This is a genomic window from Olsenella profusa DSM 13989 (genome assembly GCF_030811115.1).
Lineage (GTDB): Bacteria > Actinomycetota > Coriobacteriia > Coriobacteriales > Atopobiaceae > Olsenella_F > Olsenella_F profusa.
The window spans coordinates 1861521-1883508 of record NZ_JAUSQK010000001.1 but is presented as its reverse complement, the minus strand read 5'-3'; the positions used below and the strand labels follow the sequence as shown (position 1 = coordinate 1883508).

The following is a 21988-nucleotide window of genomic DNA, read 5'->3' as shown; positions in this document are numbered from 1 at the left end:
AGAAAAATGCGTACGACTCAATCTAGCGTCGTCGGAAAGTGCGAACGACTCGGTCGGATGCCGCCGAGAAATGCGAACGACTCACCTGCGAAGCGTATGGGCATAGGCGAGAAGGGCACCTCGGTCGTTGGGAACCTCATCGCCTATGACGGCCTCGAGCAGGCCCGCCAGCACGTCGCCCACGGCGGGACCCGGCGCCAGGCCCAGCTCGCCTATGACGTCCGCACCGCCCACGGCCAGGTCGCGTACGCGATAGCAACCGCCCGACGCAAGCTCCCGACGCAGTGCCCTGGTGACGCGGTCAAGCTCCACGGCATAGCCGGCGGCAGCGGGGGCCTTGGACACGGCGTCCGCCCGCTTGAGGTCGATGACCTCGAAGGCCAGCTCCGCCGCACGACCGGGACAGGCACGGTCGAGCAGCATCAGGAGCCTCCTCAGCAAGGAGCGCCTTGCCGTCGTCACGTGGTCGTGGCGGCGGACGAGCGCCACCACGGGATCGACGACCTCGCTGGAGAGCGCCATCCGCCTGAGCACCCCACGCGCCACCTGGGCCCCGACCCTGGGATGCCCATAGAAGTGGCCTCTGCCCTTGGCATCCAGCGTGAACGTCTCGGGCTTGGCGATGTCATGCAGGAGCGCCGCCCACCTCAGCTCTCGTGACGCCAGCCCACAGGTGAACTCCTCCACCGCAGCACACACGTGGGCCGTATGGGTGAGCACGTCAAAGGCATGGTAGGGGCTGCGCTGGTCGAAGCCCACACAGGACTCCAGCTCCGGCAGCGCGGCCACGAGCACCGCCGTCTCATGCTCGAGCGCCCAGCCCGCCCGGCCCGAGCTCACGATGCCGTCCAGCTCCTGTCCGATGCGCTCCCGTGCCACATGGGCGAGCTCTGGCGCGGCCACCTCAAGCGCCCGTTGGGTGGCGGGCTCCACCACAAAGCCCAGGCGGCAGGCAAAGCGCACGGCACGCAGCACGCGCAGGGCGTCCTCGCCAAAGCGGAGCGCCGGCTCCCCCACCGCACGGATGACGCCACGGGCGAGGTCAGCCCTCCCACCAAAGGGGTCAAGCAGACCACGCTCGGGATGGAACGCCATCGCATTGATGGTAAAGTCGCGTCGCGCAAGGTCGAGCCGCACGTCGTCCACGAAGCTCACGCTGTCGGGATGGCGATGGTCGCTGTAGGCGCCCTCCTGGCGGAAGGTGGTCACCTCGATGGGCATGCCATCGGCCACCACGGTCACCGTGCCGTGGGCACAGCCCGTCTCGTGCACGACGAGGCCTGCCGATCGCGCCACGCGAGCCGTCTCCTGCCAGGGCGCGCTCGCCGTGACGTCCACATCGTGTGCGGTGTCGCCCCGCAGCGCGTCACGCACCCAACCGCCCACGACCCACGCCTCGAAGCCCGCCGCCTCAAGGACGCAGAGCACCCGGCGGGCGGCGGGCGGCAGACCGTGGGCGAGCTCGGCGGCGGACGGGGTCATGAGGCCTCTCCAAGACAGGTGGCACGCAGTGACGCCAAAGGGGTAGAAGGTGCCCTGAGTATAGCGCTCGGCGCGGCCAGCCGGCGGAGCCTGGTCACGGCGCGTGCGCTATCCTCGACATGTACGCCCGTCCGCCTTCCACCATCCGAAAGGAGTCCCTGTGGACACCATGAAGAGCATCACCCCCGACGACATCACGGCCTCGCGCGAGGCCTTCGACACCGACCGTACCAGCGTCGTCGCCAAGAATGCCGTAAGCTCCGCCGGCATCCGCACTGCCGCACGCGTGCCCGAGGCCATCGCCAACAACACGCTTCAGTTCGACATCGAGGTCACCCAGGGAGACCGCACCGACCAGGAACGTTCCGGCCGCTGCTGGATGTTCGCAAGCCTCAACACCATGCGCTACCGCACCATCAAGAGGTTCAACCTCAAGACCTTCGAGCTCTCGCAGGCCTACCCCCTCCTCTTCGACAAGCTCGAGAAGAGCAACTGGTTTCTCGAGAACATCCTGGACACGCTCGACGAGCCCCTTGGCGACCGCCTGATGGCCCACCTCCTGTCCGACCCCATCGGCGATGGCGGGCAGTGGGACATGTTCCGGAGCCTCGTGAGGAAGTACGGCGTGGTGCCCAAGGAGGCCATGCCCGAGACCGCCTGCTCGCGCAACACGCACGAGATGGACGCCTATCTCACGCGCTACCTGCGTGGCGCCACCAGGCGCCTGAGAGAGACGGCCGCCTCCGGCACCGGCGAGGATGACCTGCGCGCCATGAAGAAGGAGATGATGGACGAGGTCTATCACCTGCTCGTGACCTGCCTGGGCGAACCTCCCCTCCACTTTGACGTGCGCCTGCGCGACAAGGACGACAAGGTCGTGCTCTGTGGCACCTTCACGCCCCAGGAGTTCTTCGAGGCGGCCGTGGGCATGGAGCTCGACGACTACGTCTCGCTCATCAGCGCCCCCACCGCCGACAAGCCCTACCACAGGAGCTTCACCGTGAGCCGCCTGGGCAACGTGTGGGAGGATGGCACCGTGCGCCACCTCAACCTCCCCATCGACGAGCTCAAGCGCGTGGCCATCGCCCAGCTCAAGGACGGCCTGCCCGTGTGGTTTGGCTGTGACGTCGATCAGAGCTACCTGCGCGACGAGGGCATCATGGATCCGGCGGCCATCGACATCGACACGCTCATGGGCTTCCCCGTGGCCGGCGCGCTCGACAGGGGCGAGCGCCTGGACTATGGCGAGAGCCTCATGACCCACGCCATGGTGCTCGAGGGCGTGCGCCTGGACGACGCCGGTACGCCCGTCATGTGGAAGGTGGAGAACAGCTGGGGCAAGGACCACGGCCGCGACGGCTTCGACACCCTCTCCGATGCGTGGTTCGACGAGTACGTCTACCAGGTGGTCGTGGACAGGAAATACCTCACCGACGAGGAGCGCGCCGCCTACGACGCGAAGCCCATCGAGCTTCTGCCCTGGGATCCCATGGGATCGCTCGCGCACTAGCACCATACGCCACGGCGCACGGCGGCGCCGCAGGGAACCCCTGCGGCGCCGTTCCGGTAGGCGGCCTCCTGCCACGGCTCCCTATGAGTGCGAGATCCCGAAGCAACGATGGGCCAGGTTGGCGTCGAGCTGGGCCCAGGCGCCGCCATCGGCAGAGGTGCGGCGGATGGAGAGCCTACCTTCCTCGGGAATCGTGGCCTCAAAGCCTCCGTCCACGTCGAAGGCGGGATGGCTGTTGCGCAGCTCCATGAGCCTGATGAGCTCGCGCACCACCGGACGCTCCACCTCGCGGTCGATCTCCTCGCGGCTGTAGTAGTGGCGGTTGATGTTGCGCCCCTCCTTGGTGGCCTCGAGCAGCTCGAGGTCGTTCCTGCCCGCCAGCAGGCCCACGTAGTAGACCATGGGAACGCCCTTGGCAAAGAACTGGATGGCCCGGGCGAGCAGGTAGGCGTCATCGTCGTTGCCGAGCGCCGAGTAGTAGGTGGTGTTCACCTGGTAGACGTCCAGGTTGTGGTAGGCCTCGGTGTTGTAGACCTTCTTGACGTTGGCGCCCTCGGAGAACATCTTCTCCTTCGTGGCATCCACGACGTCGTCGGGCATGAGGTCCCTCACGTCCACGATCCCGATGCCATCGTGGGTGTCCAACGTGGTGAACTGATGTGCGGGGCTCATCTCGAGCCACCTCTGAAGGTAGGTGGCGTCCCCGTCGTAGAGGGCGTGCAGCGTGAGCACGGGCAGGGCGAAGTCGTAGACCCAGTAGCCCATCTTTGAGACCCTCATCTGCATCGTGTAGTGCTCGTGAATCTCGGGCAGCACCATGGTGCCATAGGGCTCGATGATGCGCTGCATGGCCTCGAGGAGCTCACCCGTCTCGGGCTGGACGAAGAAGCAGCTGGTGCCGGGCTTCTTGACCGCATAGGCGAAGGCGTCCAGGCGGATGATGCTGGCGTTGTTCTCGGCCATGGTGGTGAGCGTCTCGGCAAAGAAGCGCTGGGCGCGCTCGCTTCTCACGTTGATGTCGATCTGCTCCTCGCCGAAGGTGCACCAGAGCTTCTCGGTGGAGCCGTCGGCGAAGGTGGCGTCCACGTAGGGCGCGCGCGGCTTGCGCTTGTAGATGGCATCCACCTGCCCCTGCGTGGGAAAGCCGCCCTCCGCCGCCCAGAAGTCCTTGTAGCGTATGAAGAAGTCGGCAAACTCCGAGGCGTCCCTCTTGGCCATGAAGTCCTCGAAGTAGGGGCTGTGGCGCGAGATGTGGTTGATCATGAAGTCGAACATGAGGTAGCGCCGCTCGCCGATGCGCCTGATGTCGTCCCAGCTGCCAAAGGCCTCGTCCACCACGTCGTAGCGCAGGGGGGCGAAGCCGCGGTCTCCCGAGGAGGGGAAGAACGGCAGGATGTGCACCCCGCCCACGGCCGCATCGAAGTGGCTGTCGAGCACCTCGCGCAGGTCCGTGAGGTCCTTGCCGAGGCTGTCAGCATAGGTGATGAGCATGATCTTGTTGTTGAGCTTCATGGGGGTCCCTTCCAACCTGACACGTGGGTCACACATCGATGCTGCAGGGGCACGAGCGCCCTGCTTTGATTATGATGGAATCGATTCCAGATTGTCGTCTCAGGGGCGTGGGAGACTCATCCAAAGGGGCAGGCATGGCGGACTACTACCACAGGGCACACAGCAGGGGACGGCGAGAGGCGCGCTCCGACATCGCACGGGGAGCATACCCCTATCTGCCCGCGCTCGAGGGCATGGTGGACAGCGTCGCCACCATGCACGAGGTACCCCTGGGGACCATGGAGATCCCCCTCTACCTGGTCATTGGCACACGCACGCGCGGCAGGCAGAATGTCTTCTCCCGGAGCTTCATGCCACTGGCAGATGCGGGAAGCGAGTTCGCGGGAAAGTGGGAGGCCCTCTGCGAGTCCCAGGTCGCCGAGGGCATCCGCGAGTCCATCCGCGTCTATGAGTACCTCCAGCACTTCTATGTCCTGGAGGGCAACAAGCGTGTCTCCGTAGGCAAGTTTCTGGGGACGCCCACCGTGCACGCCGAGGTCACGCGTCTGCTGCCCCATCCCTCCCGTGACCCCTCCTACCGCCTGTACCGGGAGTTCCTTGACTTCTGGCAGGTCTGTCCCCTGTATGGGATCAATTTCACGCGCGAAGGCTCCTATGCGCTGCTCGCCCGCGAGCTGGGTCACACGCTCACGGAGCCGTGGCCCGAGGACGACGTCCGCGACCTCCACGCGTTTGCGGTGACCTTCAGGGAGCGCTTCTGGCATAGGGCGGAGCAGGCCGCTCCCGTGGACCTCACGGATGGGGACGCGCTGCTGATCTATCTCAAGGTCTTTGGCCCCGCCGCCCTGCACGAGTGCTCTCCCGCGCGCATCGACGAGCACCTTGGTGCCATCTGGGACGAGCTGGCCCTCGGCATGGGCGAGGAGGATGTGGACTTCGTGGACGTCCCAAAGACCGAGACGGGCGCCGTATCCCGCATGGTGTCGAGCTTGGTGAGGGTCCATGAGGGGACCGAGCGCAGGCGTGCGCCCCTGCGCATCGCCTTCCTGTACGAGGGGGACCCTCTGGTCTCGGGCTGGACACTCGCGCATGACGATGGCCGCACATATCTCGAGAAGCAGCTGGGTGACCAGATCGAGACCGTGCCCTTCTACGACTGCGACCGTCCCGAGCGCTTCGCGGCGGCCATCGACGCTGCGGTTGCCGATGGTGATGACCTCATCGTCACTACGTCGCCCCGACAGATGGAGCTGACTCTCACGGCCGCCATCACGCACCCCGCCCTGGAGTTCCTCAACTGTTCCCTCAATCTGGCAAGCGCGCGCGTGCGCACGCTCTACGGCAGGATGTACGAGCCCAAGTTCATCCTAGGGGCACTGGCGGCCAGTGCCGCGGAGAACCATCAGATTGGCTACCTTGCCAGCTATCCCGTCTATGGCAGCGTGGCAGAGGTCAACGCATTTGCCTTGGGCGCCCAGCTGATTGATCCCCAGGCACGCATACACCTGAGGTGGGCGTCCGTACGGGGCCGTGGCTTGGGCTGGCGTGAGGACATGCTCGCCGAGGGCGCCCGCGTCATCTCGGGCAGCGACTACTTTGACCCCACGTCGAGTCTGGCCTCGTTTGGCATCTGGCGCGAGACGGGCGATGGGCCCCATATGCTCGCCTACCCTCTCTGGGGATGGGGCCGCTGCTATGAGCTGGTCAGTCGCTACCTCATGGAGGACCTTTGGCAGCGGGGCGGCTCCGTGCGTCGTAGGCCGACAAACTACTGGTGGGGCATGGGCACGGGCGCCGTGGACATTCGCCTCATGGACGACCTGCCCCGCGGCTCGCACACACTTGCGACGCTGCTCAAGGAGGCCATCGTCAAGGGCATGCTCTCCCCCTTCGGGGGCGTGATCGACACGCGGCAGGGATCCCTCGGCCATGAGGGATCATCGCTCTCGGACGCACAGATCGCCAGTATGCGGTGGCTCGCCCAAAACGTGGAGGGGAGCCTCCCCTCCTACGATGAGCTCACCGACCAGGGAAAGGCGATGGTCCGCATCAGCGGCGTCATCGACATCCCACCCGACGAGGCGGTTCTGCGCACCTCGTTGGCGGGCGTACGGAACCATGACGACCCATGCGGCCCGCAGAGTGACGAGCCCCGACAAGGCGGGATGGGCGCATGAGGATACTTGCCCTATCGGACGTGGAGGAGCCCTGGCTGTACGAGTACCTCGATCGGGATCGCCTCGACGAGGCCGACCTCATCATCTCCTGCGGCGACCTCTCGGCGGACTACCTGGAGTTCATCGTGACCATGGCGCGCGTCCCCCTGCTCTATGTGCCGGGCAACCATGACGAGGCGTACCTGACGCGTGCGCCCGGGGGATGCACGAGCATCGATGGCAGGCTCTGGGAGGGCAAGGGACTCCGCATCTTTGGGGCGGGCGGTGCGATGCGCTATCGCGTGGGTCCCTTCCTGTACTCCGAGGCACAGATGCGCAGGCGCATGTGCAGGCTCAAGACGAGATCCGAGCTTGCGCAGGGCGTCGACATCCTGGTGACCCATGCGCCGCCCCGTGGCTATGGGGATCTCGATGACCTGGCGCATCATGGCTTCGAGGCGTTCAACGAGACCTTGAACCAGTACAGGCCCACGCTCATGCTCCATGGACACATCCATGTGCAGTACGGCCGCATTCAGCGGGAGCTCATACACCCCAGCGGCACGAGGATCATCAACGTGTGTGGCTCCCAACTCATCGAGCTTCCAGGAGGACAAGAGAGGCGAGCATGATGACCGATACAATCCCACAACCCCTCACGACGGAGCGTTGGTGGCAACGCGCGGTCGTCTATCAGATCTGGCCTAGGAGCTTCCAGGACAGCGACGGCGATGGCGTGGGCGATCTGCGCGGCATCATCAGGCGCCTGCCCTATCTGGCGTGGCTGGGCGTTGACGTGCTTTGGCTCTCGCCCATCTACCGCTCGCCCATGGTGGACATGGGCTATGACATCAGCGACTATCAAGGCATCGCGCCGGAGTTTGGCACGATGGCGTATTTCGACGAGCTCCTGGCCCAGGCCCATGGGCTCGGACTCCGCGTGGTCATGGACCTGGTGGTCAACCATACCTCAAGCGAGCATCCCTGGTTCGTGGCCGCGCGGTCGGGCCGGGACAATCCCCTGCACGACCACTACATCTGGCGTGCCGCAGTCGATGGGCACGAGCCCAGCAACCTGGGTTCGTGCTTTGGTGGAAGCGCCTGGGAGTGGGACGAGACCTGCCAGCAGTACTACCTGCACCTCTTTGCCAAGGAGCAGCCTGATCTCAACTGGGACAACCCCGCCGTGAGGGATGACGTGTATGCCATGATGCGCTGGTGGCTGGACAAGGGCGTGGACGGCTTCCGCATGGATGTCATCAGCCTCATCTCCAAGGGGCCGACGTTCGAGGACGGCACCCCCGGCCCCAGCGGCTACGCCATGGACACCATCCCGTCGAGTGGCCCGCACGAGCACGAGTACCTGCGTGAGATGCGTACGCGGGCACTGGCAGGGCATGACACCATGTGCGTCGGCGAGTGCCCTGGCGTGGGCATGGAGGAGGCCTGCCGCTATGCGAACCTCGACGGCAGCGAACTGGACATGATCTTCCAGTTCGAGCACACGAGCCTGGGGGATGACGCCACGCATGGCAAGTGGACCTGCGCCCGCCCACGCCTGAGCGAGCTCAAGCAGACGGTGAGGCGCTGGCAGGAGGGCCTCGAGGGCAGGGCATGGAACAGCCTCTTCTGGGGCAATCACGACCAGCCCCGTGCCGTGTCACGCTGGGGTTCCGACAGCGATGAGTGGCGCGAGACGAGCGCCAAGATGCTTGCCTGCTGTCTCATGCTCATGAAGGGGACGCCCTACATCTTTCAGGGCGACGAGCTGGGCATGTGCAACTACCCCTTTGCGTGCATCGACGACTTCAGGGACCTGGAGTCAAAGGACGCCTGGCGCATGCTCAGGGAGGACTGCGGCGAGGGGGACGAGGAGGCACTGGCGGCGCTCAGGGCACGCAGCCGCGACAACGCCCGCACGCCCATGCAGTGGGACGCTGGGCACGAGGCGGGCTTCACCTGCGGGACGCCCTGGATGCCCGTCAACCCCAACTACCCGTCCGTCAACATGGAGGAGGAGCGCGGACGCACGGACTCCGTGCTCGCGTTCTATCGTATGCTCATCGCCCTGCGCCATGCGAGCGACCTCATCGTGCACGGGACGTTCCGCATGCTCGACCCCACGAACGAGGAGAGCCTCACGTACGAGCGCGTCCTCGACAAGCAGGGTCTGTTGGTTGCCTGCAACTTCTGCGCACACGGGACGACGGTGGGGCTGCCTGTCGCCTATCGCGACGATAGCGCGCTCCTCCTCTCCAACTACCCGGATGGGCCCACAGGGAAGTGCGCCGACGGACGTCTGGCGCTCAGGCCCTACGAGTCCATCGTCGTCGCACGTGCCATGACGTACGGGGAGCTCGAGGCCGTCTGCACGGCGGCTGGTGACCCCAAGGGCTAACAGATGCGTACCGCTCCCGCCTGGCGTATGCCCATGGGGTGCACGTTCTCGCGGCCGACGCATGAGGAGATGAAGTCCACGTAACCTGCCGTCTCCCTTTTGGGGAGCGCACACATGATGACGCCCGCAAAGCCCCCGCCGTGCACGCGGCACACGCCAGAGCCAATACGTCTCAGGTACAGCTCCGTGAGTGCAAGCACGAGCGGGATGGACTGGTCCTGGGCAGAGCCCGGGACCACCGTGTTCTGCAGCCACTTCCAGGAGGAGTTGCCAGATGCGCGCATGAGATCGAGTACGCGCCCCTCGTCTCCGGCACCAAGTGCGGCGGCAGCCTCGTCCACACGCCTGCACTCCTCGAAGAAGTGGAGCGACCTCAGGATGGCGCGGTCACATCCCAGCTCCCTCCGCAGGTGCGGCAGGGCCTCAAGCAAGGCATCCTCACTGGTCTGGCAGAGCTGCTCAACGCCAAGGGCATGGGCGACGGCATGCATCTCATCGGGAATCGCAGAATACTCGGCGGAGAGATCCGCATGTCCCCTGCCCGTGTTCACGATCACGAGGTCGTAGCCCACGTCGTCAAGGCTGAACCTGACCTTCTGGTACCGGGCGCCGTCGCAGAAGTCAAGCAGAATCGTGCCCCCCACACCACAGGCCATCTGATCCATGAGGCCCGATGCCTTGAGCCAGAAATGATTCTCGGCAAACTGTCCGGCACGCGCGATGGTCGCGCAATCGATGCCTCCCCCGTTGAACAGATGGCTCACGACCGTGCCGACAAGCATCTCGAACGAGGCGGACGAGCTGACACCCGCCGAGGGAATGACCTCGGAGGAGACATGGGCATCGAGGCCACCCACCGTGAAGCCCGCCTGCCTGAGCGCCACCAGCATGCCCGCCACGAGCGTCATGGACCCAGGCCCTGGCTTGACCTCGTCCAGATGGTTCAGGGCGATGACGATGGGCTCGTCGTAGCCCTCGCTCACGATGCGCACCTGCGATCCTGTCGCGGGGACGGCTACGCAGATGCTGTCCATGGTGATGCTTGCCGCCAGAACCTTGCCCCCGTTGTGGTCGGTATGGTTGCCGATGATCTCCGTGCGACCCGGTGCGGAGAAGTACGAGACCGCATCCGTCGGCACGCCGAAGCGCTCCTCGAAGGCACCGGCCAGCGTCTCGAAGCGCGGCAGGGCACCCACCGCCCCATTGCCATAGACCCTGCCCAGCTCCTCAATGGTGGGAACCCTCATCGTTGCCCCTCTCCGTGCCAGCGGTTGACCGTATCGACAAAGGCATGGAAGGCTGTCCGACCAGCCTCGTCCGCCTTGAAGACGCCGCAGTTCTCGAGCACCAGCGCAAAGACGAGCCCTATCTCCTCCTTGAGGACCGCGCCCACCACTGCGGGATCTGCACCTTTGCCGATCTCGGGATGGCGCGTCAAGACCTCGCCTACCCATGGGGCATGGTCCGAGACCCCAGGAATCGACGAGACGTCCTCGCCCGCACAGATGGCCTCACGCACCCGCGCCATCTCCCCTTTGAGACGCGCAGGCAGCACCGCAAGACCCATGACCTCGATGAGGCCGATGTTCTCGCGCTTGATGTGATGGTATTTTGCGTGTGGGTGGAAGATTCCCAGGGGGTGCTCCTCGCTCGTGCGGTTGTTGCGCAACACGAGGTCGAGCTCATAGTCGTCCCCACGTCGGCGCGCGATGGGCGTGATGGTGTTATGGGGCCTGCCGTTCGTCTCGGCCAGGATGCCAGCCGACTCATCGCTATAGGCGCGCCAGGTCGTGAGGACACGATCCGCCAGCTCGACCAGCCGTGCCGGATTCGCACCATCGAGCCTGATCACCGAGAGCGGCCAGTCCACCACACAGGCATGCACGTCATCAAAGCCCACGAACGAGAGCCGCTCACGTGCCGCCGCGCGTGCCATGGCAAACTCATAGCGGCCACCTTGGAAGTGCTCGTGCGTGAGGATGGAACCGCCCACGATGGGCAGGTCGGCATTGGATCCCACCGTATAGTGGGGGAACATCCGCACAAAGTCGAGCAGGCGCACGAAGGCCTGTCGATCGATGAGCATGGGGGTGTGCTCGCGTGAGAGCACGATGCAGTGTTCGTTGTAGTAGACGTAGGGCGAGTACTGCAGGAACCACTGGCTTCCGCCCAACGTGAGCGGGATGAGCCTGATGGTCTGGCGCGCTGGGCGATCGAGCGCACCCGCATAGCCCACATTCTCGGGACAGAGCAGGCAGCGGGGGTAGCGCTCGCCGTCTGCCCCCGCCTTGAGGGCAGCCGCGATGGCGCGTGGATCCTTCTCGGGCTTCGAGAGGTTGATCGTGATGTCGAGGTTGCCATAGGCGGTCTTCGCCACCCAGGTGAGATCTCGTGCCACACGGTAGGTGCGAATGTAGTCGGAGTCCTGAGCCAACCGATAGAAGTAGTCGGTCGCGGCCTCGGGGGACCGTTCGTAGCGTTGCCAAAACGTACGGATGACCTCGCTCGGACGTGGCGTGAGGCAACCCATGAGACGCGTGTCGAACAGGTCACGACTCGCGATGCCGTCCTCGATGACCCCATGCGCAACGGCGTCGTCCAAGAGGTCCGCCAACATGTCCTCCAGCGGGCGGGCCATGACCGTCGCCGTAGGGTCGAACGTCGCGGAGGGCCTCGCCTCAAGCACATCCAGCAGCTGGTTGGCAACAAGGGTGCGGTCGTCCTCCTTCATCAGCCCCCGTTCGACCCCATACGAGACGAGTTCGAGAACGGTACCCTCGACGTCCCTGGAAGCCCGTGCATCCCCATCGGTCACACTCACAGCGTTCCTCCTCCCTCAGCCGCCGCATGTGTCACAGCGCAGCAGGTGGTACCTGTGGCTCTGATACTCATGCAGGCCGGATGGGAGCGGCATTCCCATGCACATGAGGGCATCGGCCGGATAGATCCCGCCCGTCTCCTCGTCCCTGTAGAGCGCGTCCGGCGTGAGCCCCCGTGGTACCACATAGAGCGACCCCCTGTTGACCTCCATCCTGTTCATGACCACGCTCACGAGCGCCTCCGAGCCATCAGGAGCCACAAGCTCCCAGGCCGTCACGGCATCGCGCAGGGGGTCGGTGAGGCGGTAGTACCTCCCCCGCTGAACGAGGGAGGCATAGCGCCTGAAGTCCCCCACCTGTCCGCGTATGGAGTCATACGCCTCCGCGGGCAGCTCGGCGAGGTCGAGCTCGAAGCCAAAGGTGCCGGCCATGGCCACGCAGGCGCGTGTGGAAAGCGGCACGCTGCGTCCGCTCATGTGGTTGGGACAGGCAGAGACGTGCGACCCCACCACAGAGCAGGGATAGCCGAACGAGGTGCCGTATTGGATCCTCAGCCGATCGATGGCATCGGTGTTGTCACTGCACCAGATCTGTGGCGTGTAGTAGAGCATGCCCGCGTCGAAGCGTCCGCCCCCACCGGCGCAGCCCTCTATGAGCAGCTTGGGATAGCGGGCGGTGATGCGCTCGAGCATGTCGTAGAGGCCCAGCATGTAGTCGTAGGTAACGCTACCCTGGTCCTTGGCGCACGGAGAGTACACGTCGATGATCGAACGGTTGTAGTCCCATTTGAGGTACTCGATGTTTCCCTGGTCAAGGAGCCTGCAGACCTGATCGAACAGGGCATCCACGACCTCGGGGCGCGAGAAGTCGAGCACGAGCTGGCTACGGCCCACCACGGGCTCCTTGCCGGGAATGGTGAGCGCCCAATCGGGGTGGGCGCGGAAGAGGTCGCTGTCCTGGCTCACCATCTCGGGTTCCATCCAGATGCCAAACCTGACCCCTAGGTCGTTCACGCGCCCGATGAGGTCCCTCAGCGTCCCGCCAAGCTTCTCCTCGTTGACCCACCAGTCGCCGAGCGCCCTGTCGTCCGTGCTCCTCCGCGAGAACCAGCCGTCATCCAGAACCAGCATGTCGATGCCAAGCTCGGCTGCCCGCCTGGCCAGCGAGACGATGTCATCCCCACTGAAGTCCATGTAGAAGGCCTCCCAGCTGTTCAGGAGGATGGGACGCACCCTGTCCCTCCACCAGCCCCGGCACACGCGCGTGCGGATGATGTCATGGAGGCTGTGTGAGAGCCGCTCGAAGCCCCGATCGGTGAAGCTCATGATGATCTCGGGACTGGTCACGCTCTGACCGGGGGCAAGCGGATAGGAGAACGTCTCCTCCGCCAGCCCCATCTGCAAGCGCGTCTGGTCGTACTGGTCACGCTCCGCCTCCGCACGGAAGGAGCCACTCCAGACGAACTGCATGGACCAGCAGCGTCCTGCCGTCTCGGATGTCGTATGGTCGGAGAGGATGAGCATGGGATTGTACTGGTGCGAGGAGGTGCCCCGCCTGCTGCCTATGACATGCAGGCCATGATCGAGATGCTCACGCAGGGGCTGACGCTCCATGGCATGGCGCCCATAGAAGCTCATGAGGTCAAAGTCACCATGCACGAAGTCCAGGCAGGCGCTGTGCAGCTTGTCAATCGTCACGCCCGCGCCGCCGGCATTCGTCACGCGTGTGGCACGGCAGATGACATCCTGGTGTGGCATCACGCCATAGAGCAGCTCCACCTCAAGGCCGAGGCGGACGTCGTGCAGCCTCACCCTGAGCGTCTGGGCACCGTCCCCTGGCTCGGCGTACACGGCGGGCATGCCCGGAAGGGCGTACTTGCCCTCCTCTATCTCGAACCCGGCAAAGCGCAGGTCGCACCCGAAGGCCCCCCGCGCGTCCCGAACGCGCAGCATGGGGCTGCGACAATCGCCCCCTCCCGCAAAGGAGGCCTCCTGAGGCAGCGCATCCAGGGAGTAGCTGCGCCTGTCATGGGCTACCGCCGGATTTGCCGAGGTGCCTCGATCCGCATAGGTCAGCAGATAGTCCATGCAGCCTCTGCTTCTGGGACCCCAATAGAGATGCAGCAGATAGCCCAGCATGTCCACCTGCATCTGGTAGCTCGTGTGGTCGGTGACGAGGGTCATCGTGCTGCTCTGCTCGTCGATGACGATGGGCATCGTCCCTCCTCGGGGTTGGTCTTTGCGACAGGCGAACACGCTGCGAAAAGGTACGTACGGGGATAGACGCGCCTGCCGTCCGCGCGCGTCGTTGCACGCCCCTGGCTCGGCCCTACTTCACGGCGCCGTTCACGACGCCATTGATGATCTGCCTCTGGGCGAAGACGTAGAAGACCAGCATGGGCAGGAGCGCCAGCAGGTACGAGGCAAAGGCCAGGTTGTAGTTGGTGCCAAACTGCGTCTGGAACGTCAGCTGCGCGAGGGGCAGGGTGACGATGCCCGAACCGCTCATGATGACCAGCGGTGTCATGACGTCGTTCCATACGCTGAGGGCCGTGATGACGGCAACGGTCGCATGCATGGGCCTCATGAGGGGGAAGATGATCCTCCAGTACGTCGACCACGTGGAGGCGCCATCCACATGGGCGGCCTCCTCGAGGGCCAGGGGGATGTTCTTGAGGTAGCCGGTGTACAGAAGGACGTTCATGGGCATGTAGAACACCACGTAGAGAATGATGACACCCACGATGTTGTCGATGTGTAGGTATGCCGTCTGCTTGATGAGCGGCATCATGAGGATGGCAAAGGGCACGAACATGCCGCTCACGATGTAGTAGTACGACCACTTGAACCAGCGCTTCGCCTGCATGTTGCGCGCTATGGCATAGCCTGCCAGCGAGTGGATGACAATGGCGAGCCCAACGGTGACGCCCGTGATGACGAGACTCGCACCGAGGGCGCCCCAGAAGTCGGTGACCTCGATGGCCTGGGCGAAGTTGTCAAAGCTCCAGACCTTGGGCAGGGACAGGATGCCCCCTATGTCGTTCGTCATCTCGCTGGGCTGCTTGAAGGCGATGACGATGGTCATGTACAGCGGGAACAGGATGGTCACGAGCCCCAGGACGAGCAGGACGGTGACGGGCCAGTTGGTACGCTCTCGAGCGTCCTTGACGTGTGCAGACATTACAGCTGCTCCTCCCTGGTGCCCAGAACCCTCATCTGGAACACCGAGATGGCGACGATGACGATGAAGAACAGCACGGCGTTGGCACTCTGGAAGCCAAACTGCCCCCCGGACATGCCATTGTTGTAGATGAGGTACGAGATGGACTCCGTGGACTGGGCGGGCCCACCGGAGGTCAGGGAGAGGATCTGATCGAACACCATCAGGAAGTTCTTCATGCACAGGACCACGTTGATCGTGAAGAAGGGCATGATCAGCGGAAACGTGAGGTGGCGGAACCTGTTCCAGCCCGTCGCGCCATCAAGCGCGCCCGCCTCGTACACGTCTTCGGGCACCGTCTGCAGGCCCGCGATGTAGATGATCGTGTTCATGGCGATGGACTGCCAGGCGCACACGATCACGACGGCTATCCAGGCAGTGTTCCTGTCAGCGAGCATGCTGGTCGCCTTGGTGAGAAAGGGCACGATGTAGGTGAAGAAGTAGTTGAAGACATAGCCCACGACCAAAGATCCCAGGATGGCGGGCACAAAGTACAGCCCCCTGAGCGTGCTCTTGAGGCGAATCCTGCCGTTGAGGGCGAGCGCCAGGATGAGGCTCAGCACGTTCACGACGATGGTCGTGACGATGGCCAGCTTGAAGGTGAAGAGGTACGAGTTACCCACGCGACCGTCCGTGAAGAGGTCGGCGTAGTTCCTGAGGCCAACCCACTCGAAGCTGCCGTAGCCCTTGAAGTTGGTGAAGCTGTAGACGAACCCCTGGATGAGCGGCACCGTATTGAACACGAAGAACAGGATGAGGATGGGAACGAGCATCCACCGGAAGGTCCTGCTCCTGTCTGTCGAGCGCTCCTGCGCCCTCTCCTCTTTGCCCATCAGTTGCCTCCCTGGCCATGCGCTTGGCTGTACTCCTGGACCTTACGGATGACATCACGGTTGTAGCGTGTCCAATCGGCATCGAACTTTGCGAGGAACGCATCGACGTCACCGTCGATGACAAGCGTCTGCAGCATGGCCGGGACGGACATCTCGTCGGGATAGTGATGGTCCTGGTAGTCGGCGACCTTGGCATCATTGATGTAGTCCCTCATGCCGTCCAGCATGCCTGGCAGCCGGAAGTCGCCCGTGGAACAGGGCACGGCGTTCTGCTCGTCCACATATCCCTGCTGAGAGCCATGCTCCTGGAAGAAGTCGAGCACCTCATAGGCGGCCTCCTTGTCCCTGCAGGCAGCGCACACGCAGAACTGGAGGTCGACCCCCGAGTTGAGCACGAGCTTGTCCGTGTCATCGGATCCCGGCATCACAAAGGAGTCGATGTCCATGTCAGGGTTGGCCGAGAGGATCTGAGGGACCGCATAGGAGCCGATGGGGTACATGGCCGCCTCGCCGTTCGCGAAGGCCGTGCATGCGGAGTTGTAGTCAAAGGCCACCGGACCGTCCTCGGCATAGGTACAGAGCTTGAGCAACTTCTCCGCAGGCTCACGGTAGTAGTCGGAGAACGTGGCCCTCCCCTCGTTGACCTGCTGGTAGAGATCGGTCGGCGCCAGCTCGACGGCCAGCGCGTTCCACGGCGCCGCACAGGTCCAGGTATCCTTGAAGCCAAAGTAGATGGGGAGAACCCCCTCCCCCCGAATGCGTTCGCAGAGCTCGCAGAGCTCCGTCCAGGTTCCGGGTAGGGCCCAACCATGCTGCTCGAACATCTGGCGGTTGTAAAGGATGCCCGCGGCATTGGACATGTAGGGAACGCCAAAGCTTCCCTCCGTGGGCACATACTCCAGGCTCTCGAGGATGTCCCGATAGGACTGCTTTACGTTGTCAAGGCCCGCATAGTCCGACAGGTCCGCCAGGATGTTGGCATCGACGAAGTTGGAGTAGTTGATATCTCCACCGATGCCAATGATGTCCGGATAGTCCTCACGGATGAAGCGCGTCTTGATGACGGTCATGGCATCGTTGGGCGAGGTGATGGTGAGGTGGATGTCATCATGCGTGGCATTGAACTTTCCCTCAAGCTCCTCGAACACCTTGACTGCCTCCTGCTTGTACTGGATGACCTCGATCTCGGTCCTACCGGAGGAGGATCCGCACGCGGCCAGCCCGACGCTCGCCCCCACGGCGGTCGTACTGGCGGCAAGCCTCATAAGGGAGCGCCTGGTGAGCGACGGCCCTCCCGAGGTGACGGGAACTGTCCTGTCATCGTGTCTCGTCATGTCACAGACCCCCAACCTAGTGCGCGATGGCGTACTCGCCAGCCTTGTCAAAGAGGTGGATCTTCTCGAGGTCGAGGCACAGGCCAACGGTCTGGCCGACGCCCGCCTTGGTCTCCGGACCCACTCGTGCGGAGAGCGAGAGGCCATCGGCGTCGCAGTAGAGCATCACCTCGGCACCCAGCAATTCGTACACGCTCACCTTTGCGGAAAACGGTTCGCTCAGACGCAGGCCCTCGGTCGTGCCGGCCTCGTGCACGTCCTCCGGACGCACGCCCATGACAACGACCTTCCCGTCGTAGGGAGCGAGTGCCCTTGCGCAATCGCCCTCCAAGGTGATGGCATGCGTGCCCACGGTAAGGATTGCCCTGTCGCCCACTAGGCTCACCTGGACATCCATGAAGTTCATCTGGGGCGACCCGATGAAGCCGGCGACAAAGAGGTTGCTGGGCCTGCCATAGAGGTTCTGCGGGGTATCGACCTGCTGCACGACACCGTCCTTCATGGCGACGATGCGCGTTCCCAAGGTCATGGCCTCGGTCTGGTCGTGCGTGACATAGATGATCGTTGCCCCAAGACGATCGTGCAGTCTCGAGATCTCGGTACGCATCTGGACGCGAAGCTTCGCGTCCAGGTTGGAGAGCGGCTCATCCATGAGGAACACCTTGGGATCGCGCACGATCGCACGACCCATGGCCACACGCTGCCGCTGACCACCCGAAAGGGCACTGGGTCTGCGCTTGAGCAGCGGCCCAAGGTCGAGGATGCGTGCCGCCTCGCGCACCTTGCGGTCGATCTCGTCCTTGGGAGTCTTGCGCATCTTGAGGGAGAACGCCATGTTGTCATAGACGTTCATGTGGGGGTAGAGGGCATAGTTCTGAAAGACCATCGCGATGTCGCGATCCTTGGGCTCCGTGCCGTTGACGACCCTGCCATCAATCTTGAGCGTTCCCGAGGTAATGCCCTCGAGTCCTGCGATCATGCGCAGCGTCGTCGACTTGCCACAGCCAGAGGGGCCCACGAGGATGATGAACTCCTTGTCGGCTACGTCAAGATTGAAGTCCTTGACCGCCTCAAACCCATTTGGGTACGTCTTGCAGACGTGCTCGAGCATAACCTCTGCCATAGTGCTCTCCCCTTACGTCTACGCCTCCCAAGCAATCGGACTGGCATAAATGTACAAACTATGAAGGGGATTCCATATAGGATTTTGCTATACAAATATATCCAGATGCTAGATTTTCCCGCATGTTCTACGGAGGGGCCATGCCCGACTTCGTGTACACCACCTTCATGGGTGGTCACTTCATAGACCTTGTCCCCTACGAATACGGTCATGAGAGCTGCTCCGCCAACCACTCCTTTGGTCCGGCACGGCGCAATCACTTCCTCTTTCACTACGTCATCAATGGGACGGGAAGGCTCGACTTCACACGGTCAGACGGTCAGGAGGGCAGCATGCCCATCCATGCGGGCCAGGGATTCATAATCTTTCCCCGCGTGGTGACCACCTACCAGGCGGATGGCGACAACCCCTGGCAGTACCTCTGGATCGAGTTCGATGGCCTGCGCATGGCCGAGAGGCTGTCGCAGGCGGGCTTCTCGCAGGACTACCCCCTCTACCAGCCCACATCCCAGTACGAGCGGGATATGATGATGCAGGAGATGCTCTACATCGTGGCACATGGGCGCGAAAGCACCCTAGGCGTGGTCGGCCACGCCTATCTGTTCCTGGATCATCTCATCAGGTCCTCCTTCAAGCCACGGGAGGACACGAACGGCGGCATGAGCGAGTTCTATGTGAGGGAGGCGCTGGAGTTCGTGGGGGCGCATTACCAAGAGGACATCACGGTCGAGGACATCGCCGCAAACTCCGGCCTTGACCGTAGCTACTTTGGCAGCCTCTTCAAGCGCTCCGTGGGAACGACCCCACAGCGCTTCCTCATGGGATATCGTATGGATCGCGCTTGCGAACTGCTCGAATGCACGTCGCTCCCGATTGCGGCCATCGGTCGGGCGGTGGGCTACTCCAAGCAGCTGCACTTCTCGTGCGCCTTCAAGAACGCGCGAGGCGTCTCGCCCCGGCAGTGGAGGCGACAGACGGGCACGACGGAAGGCACGGGGTAGGTTTCCCGGCATCCAACCGAGGCTCGTGGTTTGGCGCAACCGTGTAATCATTCTCGCCCCTCCTTCCCTGTGCTGGATACCGTATAGTTCTTGCGAGCTTTTCGACAGAAGGAGCACCATGCCCAACAGCACCTGGAACGTAGGGTTTCACCTTCGCTCTCCCCGCGCCTGGATGAACGACCCCAACGGCTGCTGCCAGTTCCGCGGCGTCTACCATTTCTTCTACCAGTACGATCACGGCTGGCCCGAGATCGACCAGAAGGCATGGGGCGAGTTCTCCAGCACCGACCTCATCCACTGGACGTATGACGGCATGCCCCTCGAACCCTCCTGCGAGGATGACAAGCATGGCGTCTTTACCGGAACGTCCTACGTGGAGAAGGGCACCGCGTCTGACGGTGGCGACAAGCTGCGCGTGTTCTATACCGGCAACGTGATCTGCCCCGCTCCCGACCACAACCACAAGGACTTCGACTTCGTCTATGCCGGCCGTCATGCCGATGTGCTGACCTGCGAGAGCGAGGATGGCACCACCTTCTCGGGCAAGCGTGTCGTCATCTCTGCCGAGAAGTATCCCGACATGTGCTCCATGCACGTGCGGGATCCCAAGGTCTGGAAGGAGGACGGCAGGCTCCATATGCTGCTGGGAGCCCGCCACATCGACAACCATGGCATGGTGCTTGTCTATGACTCCACCGATGGGTACACCTGGACGTTCTCGCACGCCATCAACCCCAGGTACTTCTTTGGCTATGTGTGGGAGTGCCCCAACATCGTGCACATAGAGGGCAACGAGTACCTCGCCGTGAACCCGCAGGGCCTGCCCAGCCTCTATGACCGCTGGCAGAACATGTGGCAGTCGGGCTACTTCCCGCTGCAGGGCCGTATCCTGGAGACACGCGAGGTGGACGAGCGCCAGTTCGTGGAGTGGGATCATGGCCATGACTTCTATGCGCCACAGACCTTCCTGGACGAGCAGGGCCGCTGGATCCTGGTGGGATGGCTGGGCACCTTCGATGGCAACTACTCCGCCACGCCTGACAACCTGGCATGGTGGCACTGCCTGACCGTCCCGCGCGAGGTCACCCGCGACGAGGAGACCGACCTGCTCAAACAGAACCCCGTCCCCGAACTCAGGCAGCTCAGGGGCACGCAGTGCGTGCTGAAGAGCCACGAACCGCTTGACATCAAGGGGCGTCTGGCCGACATCACACTCGAGCAGATCGCCTCCGCCGTGGGGACCCTCACGCTGGATGATTCGTTCCAGATCAGCTACGTGCAGGGCCGCCTGGCCATCAACTACCTGGAGGCTAGGCATGCGGCGGGGCGCACGGACCGCTTCATCCGCCTGCAGCGACTGACGAGCCTGCGTGTGCTGGTGGATGGCTCGGTCGTGGAGGTCTATGCCAATGGGGGCGAGGAGGTCTTCTCCTGTCGCTGGTTCCCCGACGAGAAGCCCGACCTCACCGTGGAGACCACGCTGCGCGCGGCACGCAGCTTTGCCTACCCCCTGCAGGACGCGATGGCCGAGATGTACGCGACCGCCAGGACGCCCGACATCAAGATGCCCGGCTGGAACGAGGAGATCCAGCTGGCCTAGGCCCACGACGCCCGCTCAGGCGGCAGGGCCCGTCCGCCCGGCCCTGCCTCACTCCCCCCGTCGGGACGCGGCGTAGGCCTCGTCCCACTTCTCGAAGGCGTCCTCTCCCAGATCGGCAAGGTCCTCGAGCGCATGGCCCACAGCGTCCTCGTCGCAGGGGCCGATGTGATGGCGCGCGATGCCCCTCACCTTGTCGTTGGCGTTGGCGACGGCGACCGAATGGCCCGCGGCCCGCAGGATCTGCGCATCGTTGTCCGAGTCGCCAAAGCAGACGATCTCGTTGGCATCGATGGCCAGCAGGATCTGCAGGACGCGCAGGCCGGACGCCTTCGACCAGCCCCTGGGCACGACATCGAACATGCGCGAGCCCGGCGAGATGAGGTCGAGCTTGGGGCACGCCTCGCGCACCCGCTGGCCCCAGGCGACGTTGTCGACGTCCTCGGAGCCCTCCTCGAAGTGCAGACCCGCCGTGATGATGGGGAATTCGGGGATGTCATCGGGTGCGCAGAGCTCGCTCGCGCGCTTGGAGCCCCAGAACGTGCCCATGAGGTTCTTGCACGTGGTGCCCGAGATGAAGCCACCTGTGTCTCCCCTGCCGCTCACGTACACGCCGGGCAGGTCGTAGACCATATGGGCCATGGTCACCATGCTGTCGCGGTCCACCGCCGTCTCGTTGATGAGGCACCCGTGGGCGTAGATCTTCTTACCGTTGGAGAGCAGGGCCGTCTGCATGCATCGGCTGTCGCCCCTGAAGGACTCCAGGACGGAGTCCCAGTCGCGGCCCGAAGCGGGACCGAAGAACACGCCCTGCTCGGTGAGCTGGTGGATGGCGTCGATTGCCCGCTCGCTCGCCGGCTGCTGAAAGGGCAGCAGCGTGTTGTCCATGTCGGTCAGGATGAGCTTGATCATGGTACCTGGCTCCCATCGTCGCGTTGCGGATGGGCTCATCGTAGCAAGGTGGAGGCCGATGGGACGTCGCAAACACCCAACGATCCCAAACC

16 protein-coding genes are annotated in these 21988 nt (G+C 63.8%); 6 read left to right on the top strand and 10 right to left on the bottom strand.

Features of this window, described 5'->3' with window-relative positions; translation table 11 throughout:
- Nucleotides 1-81: 81 nt before the first annotated feature.
- Complete coding sequence (locus tag J2S71_RS08685) at nucleotides 82-1482, bottom strand: CCA tRNA nucleotidyltransferase (RefSeq protein WP_307390892.1); 1401 nt, start codon at nucleotides 1480-1482, stop codon at nucleotides 82-84.
- Nucleotides 1483-1642: 160 nt separating this feature from the next.
- Between J2S71_RS08685 and J2S71_RS08680 the strand changes: the two genes are divergently transcribed.
- The gene (locus J2S71_RS08680; RefSeq protein ID WP_021725762.1) at nucleotides 1643-2992 is read left to right on the top strand and encodes a C1 family peptidase; all 1350 of its coding nucleotides are present in this window, start codon (nucleotides 1643-1645) and stop codon (nucleotides 2990-2992) included.
- An 81-nt stretch (nucleotides 2993-3073) separates the two neighbouring features.
- Here the strand turns inward: J2S71_RS08680 and gtfA are convergent, their stop codons facing one another.
- Nucleotides 3074-4504 (bottom strand): sucrose phosphorylase, encoded by a 1431-nt coding sequence (gene gtfA / locus J2S71_RS08675; protein ID WP_307390888.1) that lies wholly within the window; start codon nucleotides 4502-4504, stop codon nucleotides 3074-3076.
- A gap of 134 nt (nucleotides 4505-4638) precedes the next feature.
- On the opposite strand from gtfA, the gene J2S71_RS08670 reads away from it, so the two are divergent.
- The 3 genes from J2S71_RS08670 to J2S71_RS08660 are packed head-to-tail and all read left to right on the top strand — an operon-like array spanning nucleotide 4639 to nucleotide 9058.
- A complete protein-coding gene (locus J2S71_RS08670) occupies nucleotides 4639-6681 on the top strand; it encodes a BMP family ABC transporter substrate-binding protein (RefSeq protein WP_307390885.1) in 2043 nt (680 codons plus the stop codon).
- Nucleotides 6678-7292 (top strand): metallophosphoesterase family protein, encoded by a 615-nt coding sequence (locus tag J2S71_RS08665; protein WP_307390882.1) that lies wholly within the window; start codon nucleotides 6678-6680, stop codon nucleotides 7290-7292. The genes J2S71_RS08670 and J2S71_RS08665 overlap by 4 nt, the downstream gene beginning before the upstream one ends.
- The gene (locus J2S71_RS08660; protein ID WP_307390879.1) at nucleotides 7289-9058 is read left to right on the top strand and encodes a glycoside hydrolase family 13 protein; all 1770 of its coding nucleotides are present in this window, start codon (nucleotides 7289-7291) and stop codon (nucleotides 9056-9058) included. Before J2S71_RS08665 ends, J2S71_RS08660 begins: the two co-directional genes overlap by 4 nt.
- On the opposite strand, the gene J2S71_RS08655 is transcribed toward J2S71_RS08660, so the two are convergent.
- From J2S71_RS08655 to J2S71_RS08625, 7 genes are all read right to left on the bottom strand, one after another.
- A complete protein-coding gene (locus tag J2S71_RS08655) occupies nucleotides 9055-10305 on the bottom strand; it encodes a galactokinase (protein ID WP_307390876.1) in 1251 nt (416 codons plus the stop codon). The two genes, J2S71_RS08660 and J2S71_RS08655, sit on opposite strands and share 4 nt — an antisense overlap.
- On the bottom strand, nucleotides 10302-11879 hold the full coding sequence (locus J2S71_RS08650; protein ID WP_307390873.1) for a UDP-glucose--hexose-1-phosphate uridylyltransferase: 1578 nt from the start codon (nucleotides 11877-11879) through the stop codon (nucleotides 10302-10304). Before J2S71_RS08650 ends, J2S71_RS08655 begins: the two co-directional genes overlap by 4 nt.
- A 15-nt stretch (nucleotides 11880-11894) precedes the next feature.
- On the bottom strand, nucleotides 11895-14093 hold the full coding sequence (locus J2S71_RS08645; RefSeq protein WP_307390870.1) for an alpha-galactosidase: 2199 nt from the start codon (nucleotides 14091-14093) through the stop codon (nucleotides 11895-11897).
- Nucleotides 14094-14205: 112 nt separating this feature from the next.
- Nucleotides 14206-15057, bottom strand: a complete 852-nt coding sequence (locus J2S71_RS08640) for a carbohydrate ABC transporter permease (RefSeq protein WP_021725856.1) — start codon at nucleotides 15055-15057, stop codon at nucleotides 14206-14208.
- Nucleotides 15057-15929: a carbohydrate ABC transporter permease gene (locus J2S71_RS08635; RefSeq protein ID WP_021725926.1), complete on the bottom strand. Its 873-nt coding sequence runs from the start codon at nucleotides 15927-15929 to the stop codon at nucleotides 15057-15059. Before J2S71_RS08635 ends, J2S71_RS08640 begins: the two co-directional genes overlap by 1 nt.
- Nucleotides 15929-17263, bottom strand: a complete 1335-nt coding sequence (locus tag J2S71_RS08630) for an ABC transporter substrate-binding protein (RefSeq protein WP_307390866.1) — start codon at nucleotides 17261-17263, stop codon at nucleotides 15929-15931. The genes J2S71_RS08635 and J2S71_RS08630 overlap by 1 nt, the downstream gene beginning before the upstream one ends.
- Before the next feature lie 16 nt (nucleotides 17264-17279).
- Entirely contained in the window at nucleotides 17280-18386 is a 1107-nt protein-coding gene (locus J2S71_RS08625; protein ID WP_307390863.1) for an ABC transporter ATP-binding protein, read from the bottom strand.
- 122 nt (nucleotides 18387-18508) lie between these two features.
- Here J2S71_RS08625 and J2S71_RS08620 point away from each other — a divergent pair, with 122 nt between their 5' ends.
- Complete coding sequence (locus J2S71_RS08620) at nucleotides 18509-19387, top strand: AraC family transcriptional regulator (protein ID WP_307390860.1); 879 nt, start codon at nucleotides 18509-18511, stop codon at nucleotides 19385-19387.
- A gap of 118 nt (nucleotides 19388-19505) precedes the next feature.
- Nucleotides 19506-20987, top strand: a complete 1482-nt coding sequence (locus J2S71_RS08615; protein WP_307390857.1) for a glycoside hydrolase family 32 protein — start codon at nucleotides 19506-19508, stop codon at nucleotides 20985-20987.
- A gap of 48 nt (nucleotides 20988-21035) precedes the next feature.
- Here J2S71_RS08615 and J2S71_RS08610 read toward each other — a convergent pair whose 3' ends face one another.
- Nucleotides 21036-21896, bottom strand: a complete 861-nt coding sequence (locus J2S71_RS08610) for an HAD family hydrolase (protein WP_307390854.1) — start codon at nucleotides 21894-21896, stop codon at nucleotides 21036-21038.
- Nucleotides 21897-21988 lie beyond the last annotated feature (92 nt).